The sequence below is a fragment of the Streptomyces sp. NPDC002588 genome, assembly GCF_040295925.1.
Lineage (GTDB): Bacteria > Actinomycetota > Actinomycetes > Streptomycetales > Streptomycetaceae > Streptomyces.
Map to the genome: position 1 here is coordinate 79066 of NZ_JBEOWF010000015.1, position 20849 is coordinate 99914.

General features: G+C 67.7%; 17 protein-coding genes, 1 tRNA gene and 2 pseudogenes. 6 read left to right on the top strand and 14 right to left on the bottom strand.

Annotated elements, in window-relative coordinates:
* Positions 1-83: 83 nt before the first annotated feature.
* The 7 genes from rho to ABT057_RS19025 all read right to left on the bottom strand — a co-directional run bounded on the left by rho (position 84) and on the right by ABT057_RS19025 (position 9437).
* Complete coding sequence (rho, locus tag ABT057_RS18995; RefSeq protein ID WP_352344218.1) at positions 84-2114, bottom strand: transcription termination factor Rho; 2031 nt, start codon at positions 2112-2114, stop codon at positions 84-86.
* A gap of 404 nt (positions 2115-2518) precedes the next feature.
* A complete protein-coding gene (gene thrB, locus ABT057_RS19000) occupies positions 2519-3454 on the bottom strand; it encodes a homoserine kinase (protein WP_352344219.1) in 936 nt (311 codons plus the stop codon).
* A gap of 288 nt (positions 3455-3742) precedes the next feature.
* Positions 3743-4801 (bottom strand): threonine synthase, encoded by a 1059-nt coding sequence (gene thrC / locus ABT057_RS19005; RefSeq protein WP_352344220.1) that lies wholly within the window; start codon positions 4799-4801, stop codon positions 3743-3745.
* Positions 4802-4807: 6 nt separating this feature from the next.
* Entirely contained in the window at positions 4808-6106 is a 1299-nt protein-coding gene (locus ABT057_RS19010) for a homoserine dehydrogenase (RefSeq protein WP_352344332.1), read from the bottom strand.
* 162 nt (positions 6107-6268) lie between these two features.
* Positions 6269-7660, bottom strand: coding sequence for a diaminopimelate decarboxylase (gene lysA, locus ABT057_RS19015; protein ID WP_352344221.1), 1392 nt, complete (start codon positions 7658-7660; stop codon positions 6269-6271).
* A 15-nt stretch (positions 7661-7675) separates the two neighbouring features.
* Positions 7676-8809 carry an ArgS-related anticodon-binding protein NrtL gene (gene nrtL, locus ABT057_RS19020; protein ID WP_352344222.1) on the bottom strand — a complete coding sequence of 378 codons (1134 nt, stop codon included), beginning with the start codon at positions 8807-8809 and terminating at the stop codon, positions 7676-7678.
* Between the two features lie 121 nt (positions 8810-8930).
* A complete protein-coding gene (locus ABT057_RS19025; RefSeq protein ID WP_502973942.1) occupies positions 8931-9437 on the bottom strand; it encodes a response regulator in 507 nt (168 codons plus the stop codon).
* 189 nt (positions 9438-9626) lie between these two features.
* On the opposite strand from ABT057_RS19025, the gene ABT057_RS19030 reads away from it, so the two are divergent.
* Positions 9627-9698, top strand: a tRNA-Arg gene (locus ABT057_RS19030).
* A gap of 149 nt (positions 9699-9847) precedes the next feature.
* Here ABT057_RS19030 and ABT057_RS19035 read toward each other — a convergent pair.
* Together ABT057_RS19035 and ABT057_RS19040 are read right to left on the bottom strand one after the other, a co-directional pair.
* On the bottom strand, positions 9848-10351 hold the full coding sequence (locus ABT057_RS19035) for a hypothetical protein (protein ID WP_352344224.1): 504 nt from the start codon (positions 10349-10351) through the stop codon (positions 9848-9850).
* 156 nt (positions 10352-10507) lie between these two features.
* A pseudogene (locus ABT057_RS19040) lies at positions 10508-11317 on the bottom strand (tyrosine-type recombinase/integrase); the annotation flags it as partial.
* Here ABT057_RS19040 and ABT057_RS19045 point away from each other — a divergent pair.
* Positions 11311-12353, top strand: a pseudogene (locus tag ABT057_RS19045) (IS110 family transposase); the annotation flags it as partial. The pseudogenes ABT057_RS19040 and ABT057_RS19045 sit on opposite strands and share 7 nt — an antisense overlap.
* 64 nt (positions 12354-12417) lie before the next feature.
* Complete coding sequence (locus ABT057_RS19050) at positions 12418-12696, top strand: hypothetical protein (protein WP_352344225.1); 279 nt, start codon at positions 12418-12420, stop codon at positions 12694-12696.
* Between the two features lie 19 nt (positions 12697-12715).
* Here ABT057_RS19050 and ABT057_RS19055 read toward each other — a convergent pair whose 3' ends face one another.
* Together ABT057_RS19055 and ABT057_RS19060 are read right to left on the bottom strand one after the other, a co-directional pair.
* On the bottom strand, positions 12716-13471 hold the full coding sequence (locus ABT057_RS19055; protein ID WP_352344226.1) for a transposase family protein: 756 nt from the start codon (positions 13469-13471) through the stop codon (positions 12716-12718).
* A 159-nt stretch (positions 13472-13630) separates the two neighbouring features.
* Positions 13631-13948 (bottom strand): hypothetical protein, encoded by a 318-nt coding sequence (locus ABT057_RS19060; protein WP_352344227.1) that lies wholly within the window; start codon positions 13946-13948, stop codon positions 13631-13633.
* A gap of 94 nt (positions 13949-14042) precedes the next feature.
* On the opposite strand from ABT057_RS19060, the gene ABT057_RS19065 reads away from it, so the two are divergent.
* On the top strand, positions 14043-14909 hold the full coding sequence (locus ABT057_RS19065) for a LysR family transcriptional regulator (protein WP_352344228.1): 867 nt from the start codon (positions 14043-14045) through the stop codon (positions 14907-14909).
* A gap of 172 nt (positions 14910-15081) precedes the next feature.
* Here the strand turns inward: ABT057_RS19065 and ABT057_RS19070 are convergent, their stop codons facing one another.
* Positions 15082-16071 (bottom strand): HNH endonuclease signature motif containing protein, encoded by a 990-nt coding sequence (locus ABT057_RS19070; RefSeq protein WP_352344229.1) that lies wholly within the window; start codon positions 16069-16071, stop codon positions 15082-15084.
* A gap of 267 nt (positions 16072-16338) precedes the next feature.
* Between ABT057_RS19070 and ABT057_RS19075 the strand changes: the two genes are divergently transcribed.
* Complete coding sequence (locus tag ABT057_RS19075) at positions 16339-16965, top strand: hypothetical protein (RefSeq protein WP_352344230.1); 627 nt, start codon at positions 16339-16341, stop codon at positions 16963-16965.
* A 364-nt stretch (positions 16966-17329) separates the two neighbouring features.
* On the opposite strand, the gene ABT057_RS19080 is transcribed toward ABT057_RS19075, so the two are convergent.
* On the bottom strand, positions 17330-17896 hold the full coding sequence (locus tag ABT057_RS19080) for a hypothetical protein (RefSeq protein WP_352344231.1): 567 nt from the start codon (positions 17894-17896) through the stop codon (positions 17330-17332).
* A gap of 876 nt (positions 17897-18772) precedes the next feature.
* Here ABT057_RS19080 and ABT057_RS19085 point away from each other — a divergent pair.
* Positions 18773-20101, top strand: coding sequence for an AlbA family DNA-binding domain-containing protein (locus tag ABT057_RS19085; protein ID WP_352344232.1), 1329 nt, complete (start codon positions 18773-18775; stop codon positions 20099-20101).
* A 497-nt stretch (positions 20102-20598) separates the two neighbouring features.
* Here ABT057_RS19085 and ABT057_RS19090 read toward each other — a convergent pair whose 3' ends face one another.
* Entirely contained in the window at positions 20599-20751 is a 153-nt protein-coding gene (locus ABT057_RS19090) for a hypothetical protein (protein ID WP_352344233.1), read from the bottom strand.
* Positions 20752-20849: the final 98 nt, after the last annotated feature.

A 20849-nucleotide genomic window follows, 5' to 3' on the forward strand; every position in this document is an offset into this window, starting at 1 on the left:
GCGTGATCGTAACAACGCCCACCGACATGACGAAGGGCCGCCCCCGCAGTGGGAGCGGCCCTTCACCAGGACTTTGCCTGTCGTCAGTCGTTGTTGCCCGGCGACGGCGTCGTCTTCTGGATCTGCAGCAGGAACTCGGCGTTCGACTTGGTCTGCTTCATCTTGTCGAGGAGCAGCTCGATCGCCTGCTGCTGGTCGAGCGCGTGCAGCACCCGGCGCAGCTTCCACACGATGCCCAGCTCCTCGGCACCGAGCAGGATCTCCTCCTTGCGGGTGCCGGACGCGTCGACGTCCACCGCGGGGAAGATGCGCTTGTCGGCGAGCTTCCGGTCGAGCTTGAGCTCCATGTTGCCGGTGCCCTTGAACTCCTCGAAGATCACCTCGTCCATGCGGGACCCGGTGTCCACCAGGGCGGTGGCGAGGATGGTCAGCGAGCCGCCGTCCTCGATGTTGCGGGCCGCACCGAAGAAGCGCTTCGGCGGGTACAGGGCGGTCGAGTCGACACCACCGGAGAGGATGCGGCCGGAGGCCGGGGCGGCGAGGTTGTACGCACGGCCCAGACGCGTGATCGAGTCGAGCAGCACGACCACGTCGTGGCCCAGCTCCACCAGCCGCTTGGCGCGCTCGATGGCGAGCTCGGCGACCGTGGTGTGGTCCTCGGCCGGGCGGTCGAAGGTCGAGGAGATGACCTCGCCCTTCACCGACCGCTGCATGTCGGTGACCTCTTCCGGACGCTCGTCGACGAGGACGACCATCAGGTGGCACTCGGGGTTGTTGTGGGTGATCGCGTTGGCGATCGCCTGCATGATCATGGTCTTGCCGGTCTTCGGCGGGGCCACGATCAGACCACGCTGGCCCTTGCCGATCGGCGACACGAGGTCGATGATCCGGGTGGTCAGCACGCCCGGGTCCGTCTCCAGGCGGAGGCGGTCCTGCGGGTAGAGCGGGGTCAGCTTGTTGAACTCCGGGCGGCCACGGCCGTGTTCGGGCGCCATGCCGTTGACGGAGTCCAGGCGGACGAGGGCGTTGAACTTCTCACGCCGCTCCCCCTCCTTCGGCTGACGGACCGCGCCGGTGATGTGGTCACCCTTGCGCAGGCCGTTCTTGCGGACCTGGGCCAGGGAGACGTACACGTCGTTCGGGCCCGGGAGGTAGCCGGAGGTCCGGATGAAGGCGTAGTTGTCGAGGATGTCCAGGATGCCCGCGACGGGGATCAGGACGTCGTCGTCCGCGAGCTGCGGCTCGGGGGCGCCGATCTCGTCACGCCCGCGGCGGCCACGGCGGTCCCGGTAGCGGCCGCGACGGCCACGGCGTCCGCCGTCGAAGTCGTCGTCGTCCTGCGGACCGGCGTTGCGGTCCTGGCGGTTCTGCTGCTGGGTCTGCTGGCCGCGCTGCTGCTGGCCGCCCTGCTGGTCGTCGCCCTTGCCGCGGCGGTCACCGCGGTCGGGGCGGTCACCACGGTCGGGGCGGTCTCCACGGTCGGGGCGGTCGCCCCGGTCACGGCCGCGCTCGCGGCGGCCCTGGCGGCGGCCCTCGGCCTCGGCGGCGTCCGCGGCCCTGGCCTCGGCCTGCGGTTGCGCGGGCGTCTCGGCCTTGGGCTCGCTCTTGGCCTCGGCCACGACCGTCTCGGGGCTCGCCTCGGGGCTGCCCGCCTCGGCGGTGGCGCGGCGGGCGCGGCGGCGCTCGACCGGAGCGTCATTGCTGGCCGGCTGGCCGGGGATCTCGATCTGCTGCTGGGCCACGGCCTTCTCGGCGGGCGCCTCGGCCTTGGAGGCCTCCGCCTTCTCGGCGGCCGCGTCACCCGTGCGGGCCTTGGAGGTTGCGCGGCGCTTGGGCTTGGTCTCGGCGGGGGCCTCGGCCTTGGCCGGGGCGGCACCCCCTCCCGCCTGCGCCTCCTTGATGACCTCGATCAGCTGGCTCTTGCGCATACGCGCGGTGCCCCTGATACCGAGGCCGGATGCGACCTGCTGCAGCTCGGCCAGCACCATGCCCTCGAGGCCGGTACCGCGGCGCCGCCGGGAGCCGGCACCGCTGGCAGGCGCGGAGGCGTCCGTGGCGGGCGCGGCAGCGGTCTCCTCGACACGTGCGCCCATCAGATCGGTGGTGTCGCTCACGAAGGGTCCTTCCCTGGAGCGGACGTCGGCCTGTCTGGCTCGGCGACCGGTTGTGCTGTCCGACTTCGGTCCTTGGTGCGGCGAAGCCGGGGCGGTGGTCCGCCCTATGCGGCGGAGGAAATTTGCTGGTGATGGCGCTTCCCCGACGAGCCGTGACACCCAGTGTCACGTGGCGTGGTAGCACCGATTCCGGAGCGTGCCCCGTGGTCCGCTCAGCGCCGGTGTACGGCGTACTGCCCAGATACGACGTACGGAACGCAGTGCGGCTTGGGGAGCTCCCGGAGGAATGTCTGTCCCTGACGGGGACACGAAGCACCTCGCCATGGTGGGGTCGGGTGCAGACTTGAGATTAACACTACCGGATCCAACAAACATTCCCCCTCTCGAAATCCGGCAACCGCGCACTAAATGTCGCCGCTGCCGGTGGGCGCGAGCGGAAGAACGCTCCCGCCCTGCACATCCAGGGCCAGCCGGTTCGCCGCCCAGTCGGCGCCCGCCAGAGCCTCGACCTTGTCGGCCGTGCCCGCGTCGGCCAGCGCCATCACGGTGGGTCCCGCGCCCGAGATCACGGCGGGGATCCCGTCGGCGCGCAGCCGCTCCACCAGGGCGGCGCTCTCCGGCATGGCGGGGGCTCGGTACTCCTGGTGGAGACGGTCCTCGGTGGCGGGCAGCAGCAGCTCGGGGCGCCTGGTCAGGGCCTCGACGAGCAGGGCCGCGCGGCCCGCGTTGGCGGCGGCGTCGACGTGCGGGACGGAGCGCGGGAGCAGGCCGCGCGCCGTCTCGGTCAGAACCGGCTTTCCGGGTACGAAAACCACCGGAACGATGGAATCGGCGGGCTCCATCCTGATCGCCCGCGCGGCTCCCGCCTCCATCCAGGACAGGGTGAAACCGCCGAGCAGACAGGCCGCGACATTGTCCGGATGCCCCTCGATCTCGGTGGCGAGTTCGAGAAGTCCGGCGTCGTCGAGCCTGCTCTCGCCGCCTATGGTCACCGCGCGCGCGGCCAGGATGCCGGCGCAGATCGCGGCGGAGGAGGAGCCGAGGCCCCGGCCGTGCGGGATGCGGTTGGCGCAGACGATCTCCAGGCCGCGGGGCTGGCCGCCCAGCGCGTCGAAGGCGGTGCGCAGGGACCGTACGAGGAGGTGCTTCTCGTCACGCGGCAGGGTCTCGCTGCCCTCGCCCGCGATGTCGATGTGCAGCCCGGAGTCGGCCACCCGGACGACGACGTCGTCGTAGAGCCCCAGCGCGAGGCCGAAGGCGTCGAAGCCCGGGCCGAGGTTGGCGCTGGTGGCGGGGACGCGCACCCGGACGGGGGCGGCGCGGAAGGCGGGACCGGCCATCTCTCGATGACTCTCCTTGAGCTGCGGGACTGTCGAATGTGTTCGACACCGACATCGGCACCGGCATTCGACAATGTTGTTCGACACTGACAATCGATACGTATGTGAGAACCCTGGGGCCGCGAGGGCGACGCGGCGCTGCGGCATATGCGGCGGGCGGGTTCAGTACAGCCTATCGAAGGAAGGTTCTGCGGCGACATAGGGCGCACAGGAGGCGCACGATGCGTGTCGTAAGCCCCCCGTGCACCCCTTACGGGGTTAACCCCACGGGCGCCGCGCCGTGCGCTCTCAGGCCAGACCGAGGCGACCGGCGGCCGTTGCGGCGTCGACCGGGACGACCACGGGCCGCGGCGCGCCCTCGGTGGCCCAGCCCGGGTCCTTCAGCCCGTTGCCGGTGACCGTGCACACGATGCGCTGCCCCGGGTCGACCTTGCCCTGCTCGGCGGCCTTCAGCAGACCGGCCACCGACGCGGCGGACGCGGGCTCCACGAAGACGCCCTCCTGAGCGGCCAACAGCCGGTAGGCGCGCAGGATCTCACGGTCCGTCACCTCGTCGATGTGACCGCCGGACTCGTCCCGCGCGGCCAGCGCGAACTGCCAGGACGCGGGGTTGCCGATCCGGATCGCGGTGGCGAGGGTCGACGGGTCCTTGACGATCTCGCCGCGCACGATCGGGGCGGATCCGGAGGCCTGGTAGCCCCACATACGAGGGGTCCTCCGGGCGATGCCGTCGGCGGCGTACTCCTTGTAGCCCTTCCAGTACGCGGTGATGTTGCCCGCGTTGCCGACCGGCAGGACATGGATGTCCGGGGCGTCGCCCAGCATGTCCACGATCTCGAACGCGGCGGTCTTCTGTCCCTCGATACGCACCGGATTGACCGAATTGACCAGCGCGACGGGGTAGTTGTCGCTGAGCTGGCGGGCGAGGGTGAGGCAGTCGTCGAAGTTGCCGTCGACCTGGAGGATCTGCGCGCCGTGCACGAGGGCCTGCCCCATCTTGCCGAGCGCGATCTTGCCCTGCGGCACCAGCACCGCGGACACCATGCCCGCACGGACCGCGTAGGCGGCGGCGGAGGCGGAGGTGTTGCCCGTGGAGGCACAGATGACGGCCTTCGCGCCCTCCTCCTTGGCCCTGCTGATGGCCATGGTCATACCGCGGTCCTTGAAGGACCCGGTCGGGTTGGCGCCCTCCACCTTCAGGTGGACCTCGCAGCCCGTGCGCTCGGAGAGCACCTGCGCGGGCACGAGGGGCGTGCCGCCCTCACGGAGCGTCACGACCGGCGTGTTGTCGGATACCGGCAGCCGGTCCCGATACTCCTCGATGATTCCGCGCCACTGGTGGGTCATTGCTGGTTACTCTCCTTCAACCCGCATGATGCTGGCGACACCCCGCACGGTGTCGAGCTTGCGCAGCGCCTCGACGGTCCCGGTGAGGGAGGCGTCGGACGCGCGGTGGGTGACGACGACCAGGGAGGCGTCGCCGCCCCCGTCCTGTCGTCCCTGCTGCCGCACCGTATCGATCGATACGTCGTGCTCGGCGAAGACGGTGGCCACCTGAGCGAGAACGCCCGGCTTGTCCGCTACGTCGAGGCTGATGTGATACCGGGTGACAACATCGCCCATGGGCGACACCGGCAGGGCGGCGTACGCCGACTCGCCGGGCCCCGTTGCCCCGCTGAGCCGGTTGCGGCAGACGGCGACGAGGTCGCCGAGCACGGCGGAGGCGGTGGGAGCACCGCCCGCGCCGGGGCCGTAGAACATCAACTGACCGGCCGCGTCCGACTCCACGAACACGGCGTTGTACGCCCCGCGCACCGAGGCGAGCGGATGGGTCAGCGGAATCATGGCGGGGTGCACGCGCGCGGTGACGGATCCTCCGTCGGCCGCCCGCTCGCAGATGGCGAGCAGCTTGATGGTGCACCCCATCTCCTTGGCGGAGGCGAAGTCGGCCGCCGTCACCTCGGTCATGCCCTCGCGGTAGACGTCGTCGAGGCGCACGCGCGTGTGGAAGGCGATCCCGGCGAGGATGGCGGCCTTGGCGGCGGCGTCGAACGCTTCCACGTCGGCGGTCGGGTCGGCCTCCGCGTAACCGAGGGCGGTGGCCTCGTCGAGGGCCTCCTGATAGCCGGCGCCCGTGCTGTCCATCTTGTCGAGGATGAAGTTGGTCGTGCCGTTGACGATGCCGAGCACCCGGTTGACCTTGTCACCGGCCAGGGACTCGCGCAGCGGCCGGATCAGCGGGATGGCGCCGGCGACGGCGGCCTCGTAGTAGAGGTCCTTGCCGTTCTGCTCGGCCACCGCGTGCAGGGCGGCCCCGTCCTGGGCCAGCAGCGCCTTGTTGGCGGAGACGACGGAGGCACCGTGCTCGAAGGCGGCGGTGATGAGGGTCCGGGCGGGCTCGATCCCCCCGATGACCTCCACGACGACGTCGATGTCCCCGCGTTTGACGAGGGCGGTGGCGTCGGTGGTGACGAGGTCCGCCGGGATGCCTTCGCGCACCTTGGAGGGCCGCCGGACCGCGACGCCCGCGAGCTCCACCGGCGCTCCGATCCTGGCGGCGAGGTCTTCGGCGTGCGTCGTCATGATGCGCGCCACCTCTGAGCCGACCACTCCACAGCCCAGCAGCGCCACCTTCAGCGGACGCGTACGCATCATCCGACCTCGTTTCCTCATACCGTCTACGGTTGGTCCAGTCTCACTCACCGGACCGGGGTTTCTATCCCTGGTCCGGATTGTGAGATATGTATTTCATTCTCACCGGCCCGCGGAACAGGAGATCTTCCGCCGCCCCGTCCCCTGTGGCGCGGGGTCGCGTCAGCCGACGTCGAGCCGCAGAAGATCCTCCTCGGTCTCCCGCCGGACGATGACCCGGGACTCCCCGTCGGCCACGGCCACGACCGGCGGCCGCAGCACATGGTTGTAGTTGCTCGCCATGGACCGGCAGTACGCCCCGGTGGCGGGTACGGCGATCAGGTCGCCGGGCGCGAGATCCCCCGGCAGGAACGCGTCCTTCACCACGATGTCCCCGCTCTCGCAGTGCTTGCCCACGACCCTGGCGAGCATGGGCGCGGCGTCGCTGGTCCGGGAGACGAGGGCGACGCTGTACTCGGCGTCGTACAACGCCGTACGAATGTTGTCGGACATGCCCCCGTCGACGGAGACATACGTCCGCAGCCCGTCGAGCGGCTTGATGGTGCCGACCTCGTAGAGCGTGAAGGCGGTCGGCCCGACGATGGCCCGCCCGGGCTCGACGGAGATGCGCGGCGTCCGCAGCCGCGCGGCCTCGCACTCCCGCGTCACGATCTCGGTGAGCGCCTTGGCGATCTCGTGCGGCTCACTCGGGTCGTCGTCGCTCGTGTAGGCGATGCCGAGCCCGCCACCGAGATCGATCTCGGGCAGTTCGACCCCGTGCTCGTCCCGGATGTCCTTCAGCAGCCCGACCACGCGATGGGCGGCGACCTCGAACCCCGACATGTCGAAGATCTGCGACCCGATGTGGCTGTGGATCCCGATCAGCTCGAGGCCGTCCAGCTGAAGGGCCCGCCGCACGGCCTCCGCCGCCTGCCCCCCGGCCAGCGGAATCCCGAACTTCTGGTCCTCGTGGGCGGTGGCGATGAACTCGTGCGTGTGCGCCTCCACCCCCACGGTGATACGGATCTGCACCCGCTGCCGCCTGCCGAGCTCCCGCGCGATGTGCGCGACCCGCACGATCTCCTGGAAGGAGTCGAGCACGATCCGCCCGACACCGGCGGTGACGGCCCGGCGGATCTCCTCCGCGGACTTGTTGTTCCCGTGGAAGGCGATGCGCTCGGCGGGCATCCCCGCGGAGAGGGCGGTGGCGAGCTCACCCCCGGAACAGACGTCGAGGTTGAGCCCCTCCTCGTGCAGCCACCGCACCACGGCCCGCGACAGGAACGCCTTTCCGGCGTAGAACACGTCGGCTTCGGCCCCGAAGGCGGTGCGCCAGGCCCGCGCCCGGGCCCGGAAGTCGGTCTCGTCGAGGACGTACACCGGCGTGCCGTGCCGCTCGGCGAGCGCCTTGACGTCGACGCCGCCGACGGTGACGACGCCTTCCTGGTCCCGGCCGACGGTCTGCGCCCAGACCTTCGGGTCGAGGGCGTTGAGGTCGGCGGGCGGAGCCGAGTAGTGGCCCTCGGGAAGGACGTCGGCGTGGCGGGGCCCGGCGGGGTGTGCGGATCGGCTCATCTTGGGCGTGCTCTTTCAGAGGTGATCGGGTGCGTCGATACCGAGCAGGGACAGGCCGCCGGCCAGCACCGTCCCGGCGGCTTCGGCGAGCGCGAGCCGGGCACGGTGGGCGGCCGAGGGTTTCTCCGCGCCGCGGGGAAGGACGGTGGGAAGGAAGGACAGCGTGGCATCGGCGACATCGACGAGGTGCCGGGCGAGCCGCGAGGGGGCGGCGATGCCTTCCGGCCGCGGAAGGCGGGCGACGCCGGCGAGGACGCGGGGGTGGTCGGCGAGGAGCGGGAGAAGGGGAGCGGAGGGGAGAGAGGGATGGAGCGAGTGGTGGAGAGAGGGGTGGAGCGAGGAGGCGGCGGAGGTATGTGACGGGAAGAGCTCTCCCTCCCCTTCCCCCTGCTCCATGTCCACGGCGCCGGGGTCGGCGGTGAACCCGAGGTCGGCGGCGTTGCGGGTGAGGGCCCGGGTACGGGCGTGGACGTAGCGGACCCGGAAGAGGGGGTTGCTCTCGCGCTGGACCAGATGGTCGGCGGTGATGCGGGGCCGGTCGTGGGGAGCGGGGAGAAGCAGGGCCCAGCAGGCGGCGTCCGGACCGAGAGGGGCGGGGTCCTCGGGAGCGGGGTGGGGACGGAGATCGAGGGGGGCGGTGTCGACGGACTCACAGGGGCGGGCATGTGCCGCCTCGGCCCCATGATGCCGAACGGCGACCCGCCCGCCCTGGGAGCCGACGATCCGTGCGAGTGCGTCGGCGAGCACCTCGGCCCGCACCTCGTAGGGCACGCGCAGTTCGTAGACCCGGCCGGCGAGGGAGTCGCCATGGCCGTAGCGGAGCCCTTCACCAAGGATCCGGGTGACGAGGGAGGAGGCGGCGGCGAAGTGGTCGAGGCTGATGTTGAGGAAGCCGGGTCCGGTGATCCGGACACCGGTGACACCGTCGGCGCCGGCGAGATAGGGCTGCAGCACCTCCGCGACCCGCAGGGGCGACTGCCCGGCCGGCCGGGCGAGCTGAAGGGCGATGTTGGTCGCGTAGTCCCCGGCGCCCCCGGGCCCCGGCGGCGCGACGACGGCCCGCGCAGGAACGGCCACACTCAGTTCCCCGGCATCGACAGCACGACGCACCGCGCACAGCACGGTACGGGAGAGCTCGACGGGGGTCACGGGACAAGCGTAGGGGAGGAGGGGGGTGGGTAGGCGAGCAGGTTTGGACGAGGTCCCGGGATGTGGACCGGCACGGACACAGACGAACCGACCATCACGCAACGGCACCAGTGCCGCGGCACTAGTCGGCGGTGGTCGGCCCTCCACTCGCAGCCGCCCCACTCCCCTGCCCCGCCCCGACGCCACCCCCGGCACCGAGAACGGTCCCGAGCCCAAGCCCGACACCCAGACCGCCACCACCACTCTCCTGCCCCTGTGCCTCCCCCTGTCCCGGCTTCACGGTCAGCAACTGCCGTACGAGGTCGACGAGTTCGTCTGGATCGAAGGGCTTGGAAAGGAAGGCGTCGACGCCGACCTCGAGGCCGGCCTCGACCTCGTACTGCGTACACGCACTGATGATCGCGAGGGGAAGATCACGCGTCCGAGGATCGGAACGCAGCCGAGAGGCTGTCCGCAGGCCGTCCAACCGCGGCATGACGACATCGAGAGTCACGACGTCGGGCCGCACCTGATGAACGACATCCAGACACTCGGCACCATCGGAGGCGGTCACGACCTCGAGACCCTCAAGCTCGAGATTGACCCTGATCAGCTGCCGGATGACCTTGTTGTCGTCCACAACAAGCACCCGACCCGACGCGCCTGGCACAACTCGAGAGTAGGTCGGGACCGGCCACCGCGTCCGGGTTTTCCCCACTTCCACCCCCTGCGGGCGACGCGCACCCCTTCCCACCCCGCAGAAACCCGTTCATGAACACCCGGAGGGAGCTGGTAGTGTTCTACCCGTCGCCACGAGCAAGCGCTCAACACCCGACACGCCCCCGTAGCTCAGGGGATAGAGCAACGGCCTCCGGAGCCGTGTGCGCAGGTTCGAATCCTGCCGGGGGCACCCTGTATGAGGTGCCCAAAGACCCCGCCATCAGCGCTTTCGCTGAGGACGGGGTCTTCGCGTATGTGCAGGCGGGTGCCGCCGAAAGCAGCCGTTTGCCAGTGATCACGTTGTAATAGCGTGTTGATCTTGAGAGGCTTCGCGGCAGGTCACCAGCCGTCTTTAGGCTCTTCAACGACAAGCGCGCCCTCGGCACTCTGAAGGCCCAGGGCGGCGACGAAGGCAGAGAAGGTAGGCGCCACGATCCGCCACTTGTACGACACAGGGGCCGTCCAGACGTCGCTACCCACGACCCGCGGGTCAACGGGGTTGGTGCGGTAGTCCAGGGCGAGGGCCACGTCATCGCCGACTATGCGGTTCACCGCGATGAAGAAAGCCTTCTCGACGTCCAGCCAGGGCAGTTCAACCGGAGTCTCCTGACCGCTGCCCCGCGCCACGTGGAGAAAGGCGGCGTACCGATCATCGTCGAAGGTATCCAACGATCCGGACTCCCGTTCCATCTGGTCCGTGCTTGTGAGGAAGTCGATCGGGCTCTCGAACCACGGGATGAGTCTCGCCATCTCGGCGTCGCCCGGATTGCGCCACCGGCCCTGGTCGAGCAGGGACATCAGTTGTGCGGGCAAGGTCAGTCCCCGGACCTTCGCATACTCCATGACGGACAGCCTGGCACAACCGGCGTCGACCTTGACGGCTCTCGGTCAGCCATAACCGATCAACTGTCCAGCGCGTCGAGAGCGATGTACTGCCCGCCCGGACACACGGTAGCCCCGGATCGCTCCGGGGCTACCGTCCGTTGGTCGTGACTCCCTTCAGCTCTCCGTGTCGTCCTCCCCGAGCCCCTGCATGATCCGGTCGTTCATCTCCTGTTCCTGGCCGTCGATGCACTTGGCGTAGATCTTCAGAAGGACGTCCACCGAATGGCCGGCGCGAGCGGCGACCTCAGGGGCGGGCACTCCCGAGTTGAGCCACTGGGAGACACCCGCGTGGCGAAGGTCGTACGGCCGGAAGGCGAGGACCGAGGACACCTGATCCGGAACGAGCGCCAGTTCCCGAGCCTGCTTCCATGCGCGGGAGTACGAAGAGGCCGCGATCACGTTGCCCCGCTCGCTGGAGAACAGCCGGCCGTCCTCCGCCGTGTCGAATTCCTCCAGGTGGTCGAGGAGCAGCCGCACGAGCGGGGGCGGAATCGGCACGATGCGTACCTCTCCCTGAACCCGCTGCTTCAGCCCTCGCCGGTCGTGCGCCTCACCGGAGTCGGTCCACGCCTTCCCGGCCGTTGGACGCGTCTCCGCCAACTCGATACGGCCCCAGCCCTTCGCCGGAAGCGTGCAATCGGAGCGGCGGAGGCCGAGCACCTCGCCCGGCCGCATGGCCGCGTAGTACAGGCATCCGAAGAAAGCCCGCAGCCGCCGGCCGCTTGCCCGCTCGTAGCCGCCCACGTAAGTGAGTGCCGTGAGCAGTTCCCGAGCCTGCCGCGGGTTGACCACTACACGACGGTCGACTTCGTGCACCGCCCGCTTGCCCCGCTTGCGCCGGACGCGGCTCAGCGAGTTGGAGGTGAGGTGCTCCAACTCCACTGCATATTCGAGGGCGTTGAAGACGACCGCCCGTCGAAACCGGGGCAACGATCTGGAGCAAGAAGGTTGCCAACGACGAGAGCGCGATTCTGACCGCCCTCGGCGAGATACTTGCCCTCTCCGACCAGGTGCACTGGGCCGTTGACATCGCCGGTACCGCGTCCGCCCTGTTGCTGGCCTTACTCGCCGCCCACGGCCAACAGGCCATCTACGTGCCCGGCCGGACGGTCAACCGGATGTCCGGGTCCTACCGCGGTGAAGCCAAGACCGACGCCCGGGATGCCTACGTGATCGCGGACATGGCCCGGCTGCGGCGGGACTTCACCTTCATCAGAGTCCCCGCCCAACTGGCAGCCGATCTGGCTCTGTTGACCGCCCACCGCACCGATCTGATCGCCGACCGGGTCCGCTTGCTCAACCGGCTCCGCGACGTGCTCACCGGGATCTTCCCCGCACTGGAACGAGCCTTCGACTACGCCGATCACAAAGGCGCACTCATCCTGCTCACCCGCCATCAGACCCGGGCAGCCATACGCCGACACGGCCAAGCCCGCCTCACCGCCTGGCTCAAGGGCCGCAACGTCCGCAACCCCGACGCAGTCGCCGCCACCGCCCTGCAGGTCGCCAGGACCCAGCACGTCACGCTGCCCCGCCAAGACGTCGCCGCCGGCATTGCCGCGGACATCGCCACGCAGATCCTCGCCCTGGACGACCGGCTCAAGCACATCGACCAGCAGATCCGGCAGACCTTCCGCACCCACCCCCAAGCCCACGTCATCGAGTCCCTGCCGGGCATGGGCCCCATCCTGGGAGCCGAGTTCATCGTCGCAGCCGGTGACCTGAGCACCTACGCCGACGCAGGCCACCTCGCCTCCGCCGCGTCTTCTACCTCTCCGCCCAGACCAGCATCACCCGCGAAGGCCCCAACCGCGATTACTACGTGAAGAAGCGGGCCGAGGGCTGCAAGCACGTCCAGGCCGTCATCGCCCTCGCCCACCGACGTGCCGATGTCCTGTGGGCGCTCTTGCGAGACGACAGGCCTTTCACCCTCCATCCACCCGCCGCCCAAGCCGCCTAAACGGACCAGCGCACCCCGCCTACCTGGCGATAGCCTGCGGGCCAAACCAGAGAGGCGGACCCCAGTGGGCTTCGACGCAGAACGATCAGCGCGCATCGCCGCCATACAGGAAACCGCCCGACCCGTCTGGGAGGCAACCGGCGACCCCGACACACTGCAGCAGTTCCTCAAGGACAACGGGTGCCACGGAGTGGAAGCCGTATTCGTGACCATGGGCCTGCTGCACTGCGATCTCGCCCAAGCTCAGCGAGCCTTCTTCAACGCCCCGTGCCGCGACGCCGAACGCCGCTTCCACAACCATGCCATGGACCTACTCGAAGAGGCCGCCAACCACGACGCCTGACAGTGAGCCATTTTCAACCTCAGGTTGAGGCGTGGTGAAGGACGAGGACGGCCTTGACGATGGCGGTGATTCGGTTGGTGCTGCAACGGAGCTTTCGCAGGAGGCGCCAGGCCTTGAGAGTGGCCATCGCCTGCTCGCCGAGGCAGCGGATCTTGGCGTGACTGCTGTTGTGCAGGCGCTTCCATTTCTTCAGGTGACGTCCTCGGAATGGAACTCGGACGGGCCCGCCTGCACCCTGATACGCCCTGTCCGCCCAGCATTTGAGATCAGACTCGGTGAGGGCTGCGATGATTCCGTGCTGTCGGGCTGCGGTGAGGTCGTGGGTCGAGCCGGGCAGGGCGGGAGAGGCCCAGAGCAGGCGTCCGAACGGGTCGGTGAGGACTTGCACGTTCATGCCGTGGCGTTTGTGCTTCCCCGAGTAGTACGGGGTGTCGGCTGCGATGCGGTCGATCGGGAGCAGGGTGCCGTCAAGGATGACGAACGCCTTCGCGCGGATCACCTCCATCGCCTCGGTGAGTGTCGGGGCGATGGCGGACAGGACCTCGATGGCTTCGCCTATGTAGCGGAATGCGGTCGCGATTCCGATACCGAATCCCGCGGCGAGCTGGGCATAGGTGTCGCCGCATCTCAGGTGGGCCAGGGCAAGGAGGGCCTGGCGACTGGCCGGCAGACGACGCCACCGTGTCCCGATCTCCTTCCGCCGGGCAGCCAGTTGCCCGGTCAGAAACCGCAGGGTGCGGCTGGAGAGATCCATCGACGATGAGTAGACAATCACGCGAAGCTCCTGGCGGACACGGGTCATCCTGGTCGAGAACCCGTCTACCAGGAGCTTCGTCGTTGCGCAGGACTGCCCAACGCGCGCTAAACGCTTTCAGGTTGAGAGAGGCTGACTGCACCAGCGGCGTCGGGCGGGCACCCCCGCCGGGGTGACGGGTCAGGCGAGGGGCTCGTGGTTGACCCATATCGCCTTGTACGGGCGACGGGCCTGCCAGCTGTTGATGAACGCGCCGATGCCGGGGAGGGCGAAAGCGGTGTTGAGGGCGTCGAGGTCGGCCAGTCCGAGCTGGACGACGGCGGACGCGACGGCCACCGGGGCGTGGTCGTCGCCGGGGACACGCAGGTGGTGGCGGGCGGCGAAGGACTGGAAGGCGCCGGTGCCCATAGTCAGCTCTTCCAGCCCCTTCAGGTACTCGTCGAGCTCGTCCGAGGGAATCGGTTCGTCGAAGGCAACAATCATCGTGTGGTGAATCATGCCTCGATTGAACTGGTGGTTCTTCGTGAAGTCCAAGGCCGGTAGATTCTGGATCTATTCCTCCAAGGAATGACTGGGGAAGTATTCTGGCGGCATGGCCGAAGCGGAGACCCGCGAACTGGAGTACTTCGCCGCCCTCGCCGAGGAGCTCCATTTCGGCCGGGCGGCGCAGCGGCTGGGGATCGCGCAGCCCGCCTTGTCCAAGGCGGTACGGCGGCTGGAGGAACGGCTCGGGGTGGCGCTGGTGGAGCGATCCAGCCGGCACGTCGCCCTCACCTCCGCCGGGGAGGCGCTGCAGTACCACGGCCGGCATGCGTTGCTCGCCGTCGGGGCGGCCATCGAGAAGGCCCGTCGGGCGGGCGAGCGGGACACCCGGCTGCGCTTGGTGATCAAGCCCGGCGGGGACGCGGATCTGCTGTCGGGCATCCTGGCCGCCTACTCTCGCCGGCCCGACGCTCGCCAGGTGGACATCCTGTTCGGTGGGGCCACCGACCGCGCCGATCACGTGCGCGACGGCCGGGCGGACGTGGCGCTGTTGTACGTGCCGTTCGACGACCTGACCGGGCTGGATCACGAGACCCTGATGGTCGAGGGTCGGGTGGCGATCCTGCCGCCGGACCACCGGCTCGCCGGCCGCAGCGAGGTGACCCTCGCCGACCTGGCCCACGAGACGCTGCCGCGCTGGAAGGGCGTCCGCGGCAACGGGGTGCCCGGTATCGAGCCCGTCGCCGGGTTCGGTCCCGAGGTCGCCGACGGCGCTGAGCTGACGCATATGGTCCTGCTGGGACGAGCGATTGCGGTGCTGCCGCGTTCGCTGGCCCGGCCACAGCATCCGGCGCTCGTTCATGTTCCGGTAGCCGACGCGCCGCGTAGTGCGCTTGTCCTCGCCTGGGGGCAGGAGGACCGACGGCGGCTGGTCGCGCACTTCGTCGCCTCAGCGGTGGAGGCGGCGCAGGGCTGAACCCGTACCGCTGCTACTCTGGCACTTCCTCCCGGTTCGGCGGGTGGCCGCCAAGTCCAGCGGGCCATTTCCACTCTCACCCTTCGCGTCACCCGCTCGAGCCGAGGTTGGAAAAGGCTCAGTGACAGCGGCCCAGCAGAGGCCTTGGCCATTAAGACTCCGCCGACCTACGTCATGGAGTATCACGTACGACCCGACCATTATCTCCACTAATTCGCCTCAAGGCGATGTCGTAGGCCCATGCGTAGGTGGAAACCTTTTTATCGATAGAGAAGTGTCGGCCCGTGGCAGTATCCAAGACGCGGTGGAATTCGTCCATAAGTTCCGGCCAATCGGCCTCCCTGAGATCCCTATCCGTCCAGCCGTAGAGGGATCTCAGCTCATCCTTCACGGCAGAGAAGAAGGGCAGGGGGTCACGAGGTTCCTTCCCTATCTGGACATTACGCTTTCGAAGGAAGCCTTTCACTTCGTCAGGTGCGTCTACCCACTTGTCCGGGCTATCTCTAAGTTCGGCATAGTCAATCCACGCCCAGAAGCTCTCTGCGTCAGCCACGTCTGGGGCCTCGGCATGATGCTCAGGGCACAGCAGCGCGAAGTTCCTCACGTCCATGGAACCTCCCAGCGCACTTGGTACTACGTGCGCCCTTTCTACGGGCTTGCGCCAGCACACCAGGCAGGCGGCGTCATCGAGGCCTAGATATTCGGCAATGGCCCGCACGGTTGGCGCCGTCTTCCGGTCGGCCGCCTTCTTTTCGCGAGGCTGAACACCTAGCAGTCTGGCATCGTATCCGTACTTACTGCCGTCATCCGGATGATTGATCCGCAAGATATCAGGAATGTCGTTGCGCTGCTTGCCCGGGTTTTTGGCGTGATAGAGCGGAGTGTTAATCTCTGTTAGATAGTCCCCAAGGAATTCCAGCGCGAAATTCGTGATCAGCTCGTAGGCGTCGTGGTCGAATCCGCCAGCCTCATTTCTATGTCCTTGGATGTCGATGTAGAGAAGACGCGGAGCGCCGGGGGAACTCTTCTCTGCCTGCCTGACGCACTCGAAAATTCGAAGGGCGCAGCGCTCGAAATTCTCGTAGACCTTCATGTCGTGATAGATTGCCACCCCCTTTATCTGCTTCTTTTTTCGAGTCTGCTGTCGCGTCTTCTTCGCCACGGAACCCCCCTGGGTCATTTCTCGGTATAGCACTACGGAGCATGGCAGAGGGGACTGACACCGAGCAGTCGATGCAGCAGATCCTGCATCCGATGTGCTATGTCGCGGGGATCCGCGGTTGGTCTCGCTGATCAGCGAGACCGTGAGCCGTTGGCTGTTCTAATAACGAGCGCGTGGGGCCGCGTCATGGCCAGATCGCCCCCTTGCGTGCCCTTCGTGTACGTGTCACACAGTTCAGAGGTGGGACCTGGGGGAGGGGAGTACTGCATGTCGGTGTTGGGTGGCTATCCGGTAGGGCCGTCGGCTTGGGCCGTCGAGCGGTTTGGGCGGCATGCCGGCGCGCTGGCCGCTGCGGTCCCGGTGCAACTGGCCAAGGCGCACGGGAAGGCTCATGCCGCGCATCTCGCTGCGGGGCTGAAGAAGCGAAGTCCCTACGGCGTCGCCCTGTCAGGGCTGGTCCGCGAGCACCTGGCGGAGACGGCACGGCAGCTGGGGGAGGCCGTGCGCGACGTGCGCGGATACGAGTATGCGGTGATCAACGATCACGCACTCTTCCCCTTCCGGTACGCGGACAGGCCGAGGCCCCTGGACCGAGCCCGATTGCCCGCCAATGCGTCGCCCACTCGGCACCGGCTGTTCCGGGCACACGGGCCGCAGCCGCCGGAAGGCCTGTTCGACGTCGGTGTGGACCTGGCGACCGAGGAGTACCTGGGGCTGCACGAAGCGTTCGAGGAGCTAGGAGCTTCCACCAGGTTGGTCTGTGTGTTCTTCACAGCCGACGTCGAGAATGGCATCCATGCCATCCACTGGGGGGACGCTCACCTTGAACCCGACCGCACCTTCACATGGCCCTACAGGGAACAGCTCCCGGTCGTACCCGTACAGCTGGAGTGAAAGGCGGTGGCGCCGCTGCCCCGACACGGCCGGTCGAGGGCTGACCGAGTCCTGGGCCGTCCGAGGCCGACCAACGCTGACAGTCGACGCCCACGGGTGAGCACTCCCACCCCGCTCTGGCCTGGGGTCCCGGAGATGATCTGCCACACTGGACGTGTTATGCCTGCACCCGGAGAACTGAGTTGACGTGCGCTGGTCCCACGCACCGCGAGCCGCACCAGGTGAGTGTCTAACTGCGTGACAACGCCCACGCACAACGGCGAACAATCGCGAACGCCTGCGGACCATCGGTGCAGGTGAGAGCCACATCAGCCCAAGGCAGCACCCCCACCCAAGTTGCTTCGGGACGAAGAAGTCGTGGCCTCTAGGCCCGACGACGAAACCGGTACGGCGGCGTCGTGATGGCTGCCCCGAAGGCGGTCGATACCTCCTGCACTAGGATCTCGTCCAGTTCATGGCGTATGTACCAAACCTCTCTGATGGCACCAGGTATCTCCCGCTGCAACGCATCCATCGATCCGTGGGAGTCGGAAACTACTTCCCGCAGCATGTCTTCGGCCTCGCCCATAGGAAGGAACACACGGCCGCTGACCTGGGCGGAGACGTGCAAGCGGTAAGCCACAAGCCGGTTCACGCTCTGCCTCATCTCCTGCTCCAGGGATCGCATGGAGTCATCGAACTCTTTCAGGTCAACTGAACGACCTGCTCTGACGTCTCGCAGGACCCGCCCCATGTCGCGTTCCCACATGGCTCCCGCGGTGCGCAGTTGCGCCGTAATCTCAAGAGCCTCCCGGACATCTCGATCAGTGAGGGTGCTCCGTTCGTGATCTTGATTTCGTCTCTGGGTCAGCAGGGGGCCTAACACCGCACCCAATGCGCCGACCACGACGCCCCCTACAGCACTGACTCCGGCCACTATTGCCTGATCCATCCAGGTAGTTTGACTGGTCACTCGGCCCTGCACCGCGAAGCTGGAAAGATCTGCAAGGGCCCAGAGGCTGCTAGTCAGGGGGAGACGGTGCCCGTAAACAGGTGGTGGAGACACGACCCGGCCGAACGCTACTGGCTGGAGATCACCAACCGCGAAGACATAGGTACCAAAATGCTCGCACCCCAAGTGAATGACCGGGCTGAGGAGTACTGGTCGTACGCACTCGTCCGCGAGGTACGTCCCGGCGACCTCGTTCTGCACTGGGACAAGAACCACGGCCCAGGAGTCGTGGGGTACTCCCACGTTCGGGTGAGGCTTTCGCATCCACGATCATCTGGCAGAGCCGAGGTACGTACGGCCGGCAGCGGGGTGCATCAGGCCCAGAGCCTGCTTGGCAGGCTCCTCTCGGCGGATATCGGCGGTTGAAGCGCCACTCACGCAGGAACGTCTACGGGACATCGAGCCGGGCATTCGAGCTCTGCGGGACCACCTCACTGAGGTAGTCAATTGGCCGCTCTACTTCCCCTTCGCCCTGTCGGACAGCCGACCCCTTCGTACGGCACAGGGATACCTGACGAAGCTCCCTATTCAAATCCCGCCACCTGCACGGGGGCAGAGGCCCATTCACCTGATCGCGAATGGGCCTCTGCGTATCTGTGCCTCCAACGTTTTCCCAGCCCAGGGGCGGAGATGCCTCCAGCCATCGCGGTGGGTCCAGTTCTGACGGCCTGGTCAAGATCGGATGAGCTGCGCGCTGATTCATGCCTCCCGCTACGCACCGCGCCTTGCCGACGTCGCCGGCGGAAAGCGTTGGTGCCCCGTAGAGTCTGGGCACCAACGGTGGCCACGGCGTCTAGGGGCACGAGAGGGGCCAGCATGGGGGGACTCAGCGTAGAACTCAACGACGTTGCCAACACCCTCATCCGCGAGAGCAGGGACGTGTACCTCCGCGTCCTAGCCCTGCGGCGAGGGGTGCGCTGGGTGGTCCACAACTGCTGGGCTTTGGTCGGCGCTGAACCACCGGACTGGGCCGAGACCGTGTGGATGTATGAGGACTACGCCTTCGTCGCCGTCCGCACGACCGCCGCCAACCTGGCGGTGCTGTGCTCTAGCGAGGCTTGTACGAGCATGACGGTTGGCCCGCTGACAGTCTGGGCGCCGGGAGCCGCGAGTCTGGTCAACAAGGGACGACGGCCTGGGTACTCACTCCGTGACCGACCGCAGCTGACATTCCCCGTCACCGAGTACACGGTCGCACCGACTGACCGGGCGGACCGTCAGTTGCCCCATGGGATGCTCGTGGGTGACGGGGACGCCCCTTCATTCCCAGAACCGAACAGCGCCTGGCGGGCATTCTTCGAGGCCGACTTCGCGCTTGCCGGAGCGCGCACTCCATCAAGTGACCTGGCCACGGTTCGCGTAGCCGACCAAGCCGCCTGGATTGGCAGCGTGCACATCACCCCGACCGAGCTCAAGGTCACCGTTGAGGGCGAGGATGTGCAGGGCGTCGATCTCGAGCTCTACGGGGAAAAGGGGCGCACGGTCCAACGCGTCGACGCTCCCGGCTGCATCATCATTTCGTTGCCCCATGGCCTCCCCGCACACGCATGGCTTTGGCTGAAGCGCGGGACAACCTGGCTCGACTACCGCTCCATCGACCCTTCGTCCGCTTGGACAGGCGACCTGCAGCGGGCCGACGTGGAGATTGACCTACCAGTCGACCCCGTGGCCACGGTGGAGGCGCTTATTGCTTCGGGAGAAGGGCCACGCCTGGAGTTCAAGCAGATGTTGCCCACCAGGGACGACCGCCGCACACTCAAGACAGTGGCTGCGTTCGCCAATGGCGACGGCGGTGCCATCGTCTTCGGCATCCACCGCGACGAGGTCACGATCACGGGCATCGCCGAAGACAAATCCAGCACCAGGATGCGCGACGAGTTCGGAAACCTGGTACGCGCGACGGTCCAGCCGACCCCCGAATTCGAGATCAAGGAGTACCGGCTTAACGGGAAACTGATCTTCATCCTGGAGGTGCAACCGGGACAGAGACCGCCCTACGGCCTGGTCACACCAGGCGCCCGCGACAAGCAGCCCGAATACTTCGTTCGGCGCGGATCCAATACATATGGGGCGCAGCCAGATGAACTACGCGCAATCGTGCTTTGGAAAAATGGACTACAAGATGGTTCCGTCAGCTGGCGGTAGCCTGGGGCCAAACCTATGGCGCCTTCGAACTGTAATGGGCTCTGGCGACGGGGCAGGACTCGCAATCAACGGACCCGCCCAATGCGTAACACCCTCCCACCACAGGTCAACCCCGCAGCGACACGGACATCACCGAGCTTCCCAAGTGGATGGCGGCTTTCGGCCTGCTGCTTCGTCCGGGCGGCGACGCTGGGGCGCCGGTCCCGGCCGAGCAGCAGCCCACCCAAATTCGCCGGGACAGCAAGAGGCCCCCTACGACAGCGCTGGGGAGCGATGTCGTACAGGGGCTCTAGGACAACTCGGACCGCGGTCAACTCGGTCCTGAGGAGCGGTTCATGCCGCAGGCGCTTCCCGCCTAGAGGCCGGAGGCATCTCAGCCGTCGCACCGTGCAGCTCTGCTCGCAGCCCGGACACGATCAGCTTCGCCAGCAGTTCGGCCGCTTCAGGGCGAACGGTCCCGAGTTGCACCAGGCCGTCGCCAAAGACGTTCACGTCGGCTACCCGGGAAAGTCGGAGTCCAGGCCGAGCAGCACGAGTTGATCGGCGAGAGTGCCGGCGCTTCGTCGTGCGCGGTTCCAGCCGCGGACGTAGGGTACGCCGGGCACCAAGTCCTCCGCGCGTTTGGCCACCACTCCTCGCCGGTCGGTCATGGTGTCAGGTCCTTCCCTTGTGTTCTTCGGCAGTGGTCTGTGCGTGTCCGTCGTCCTTGCGGTCTCCGCCGAACCCGCTCGCCAGCGCCAAGCGCAAG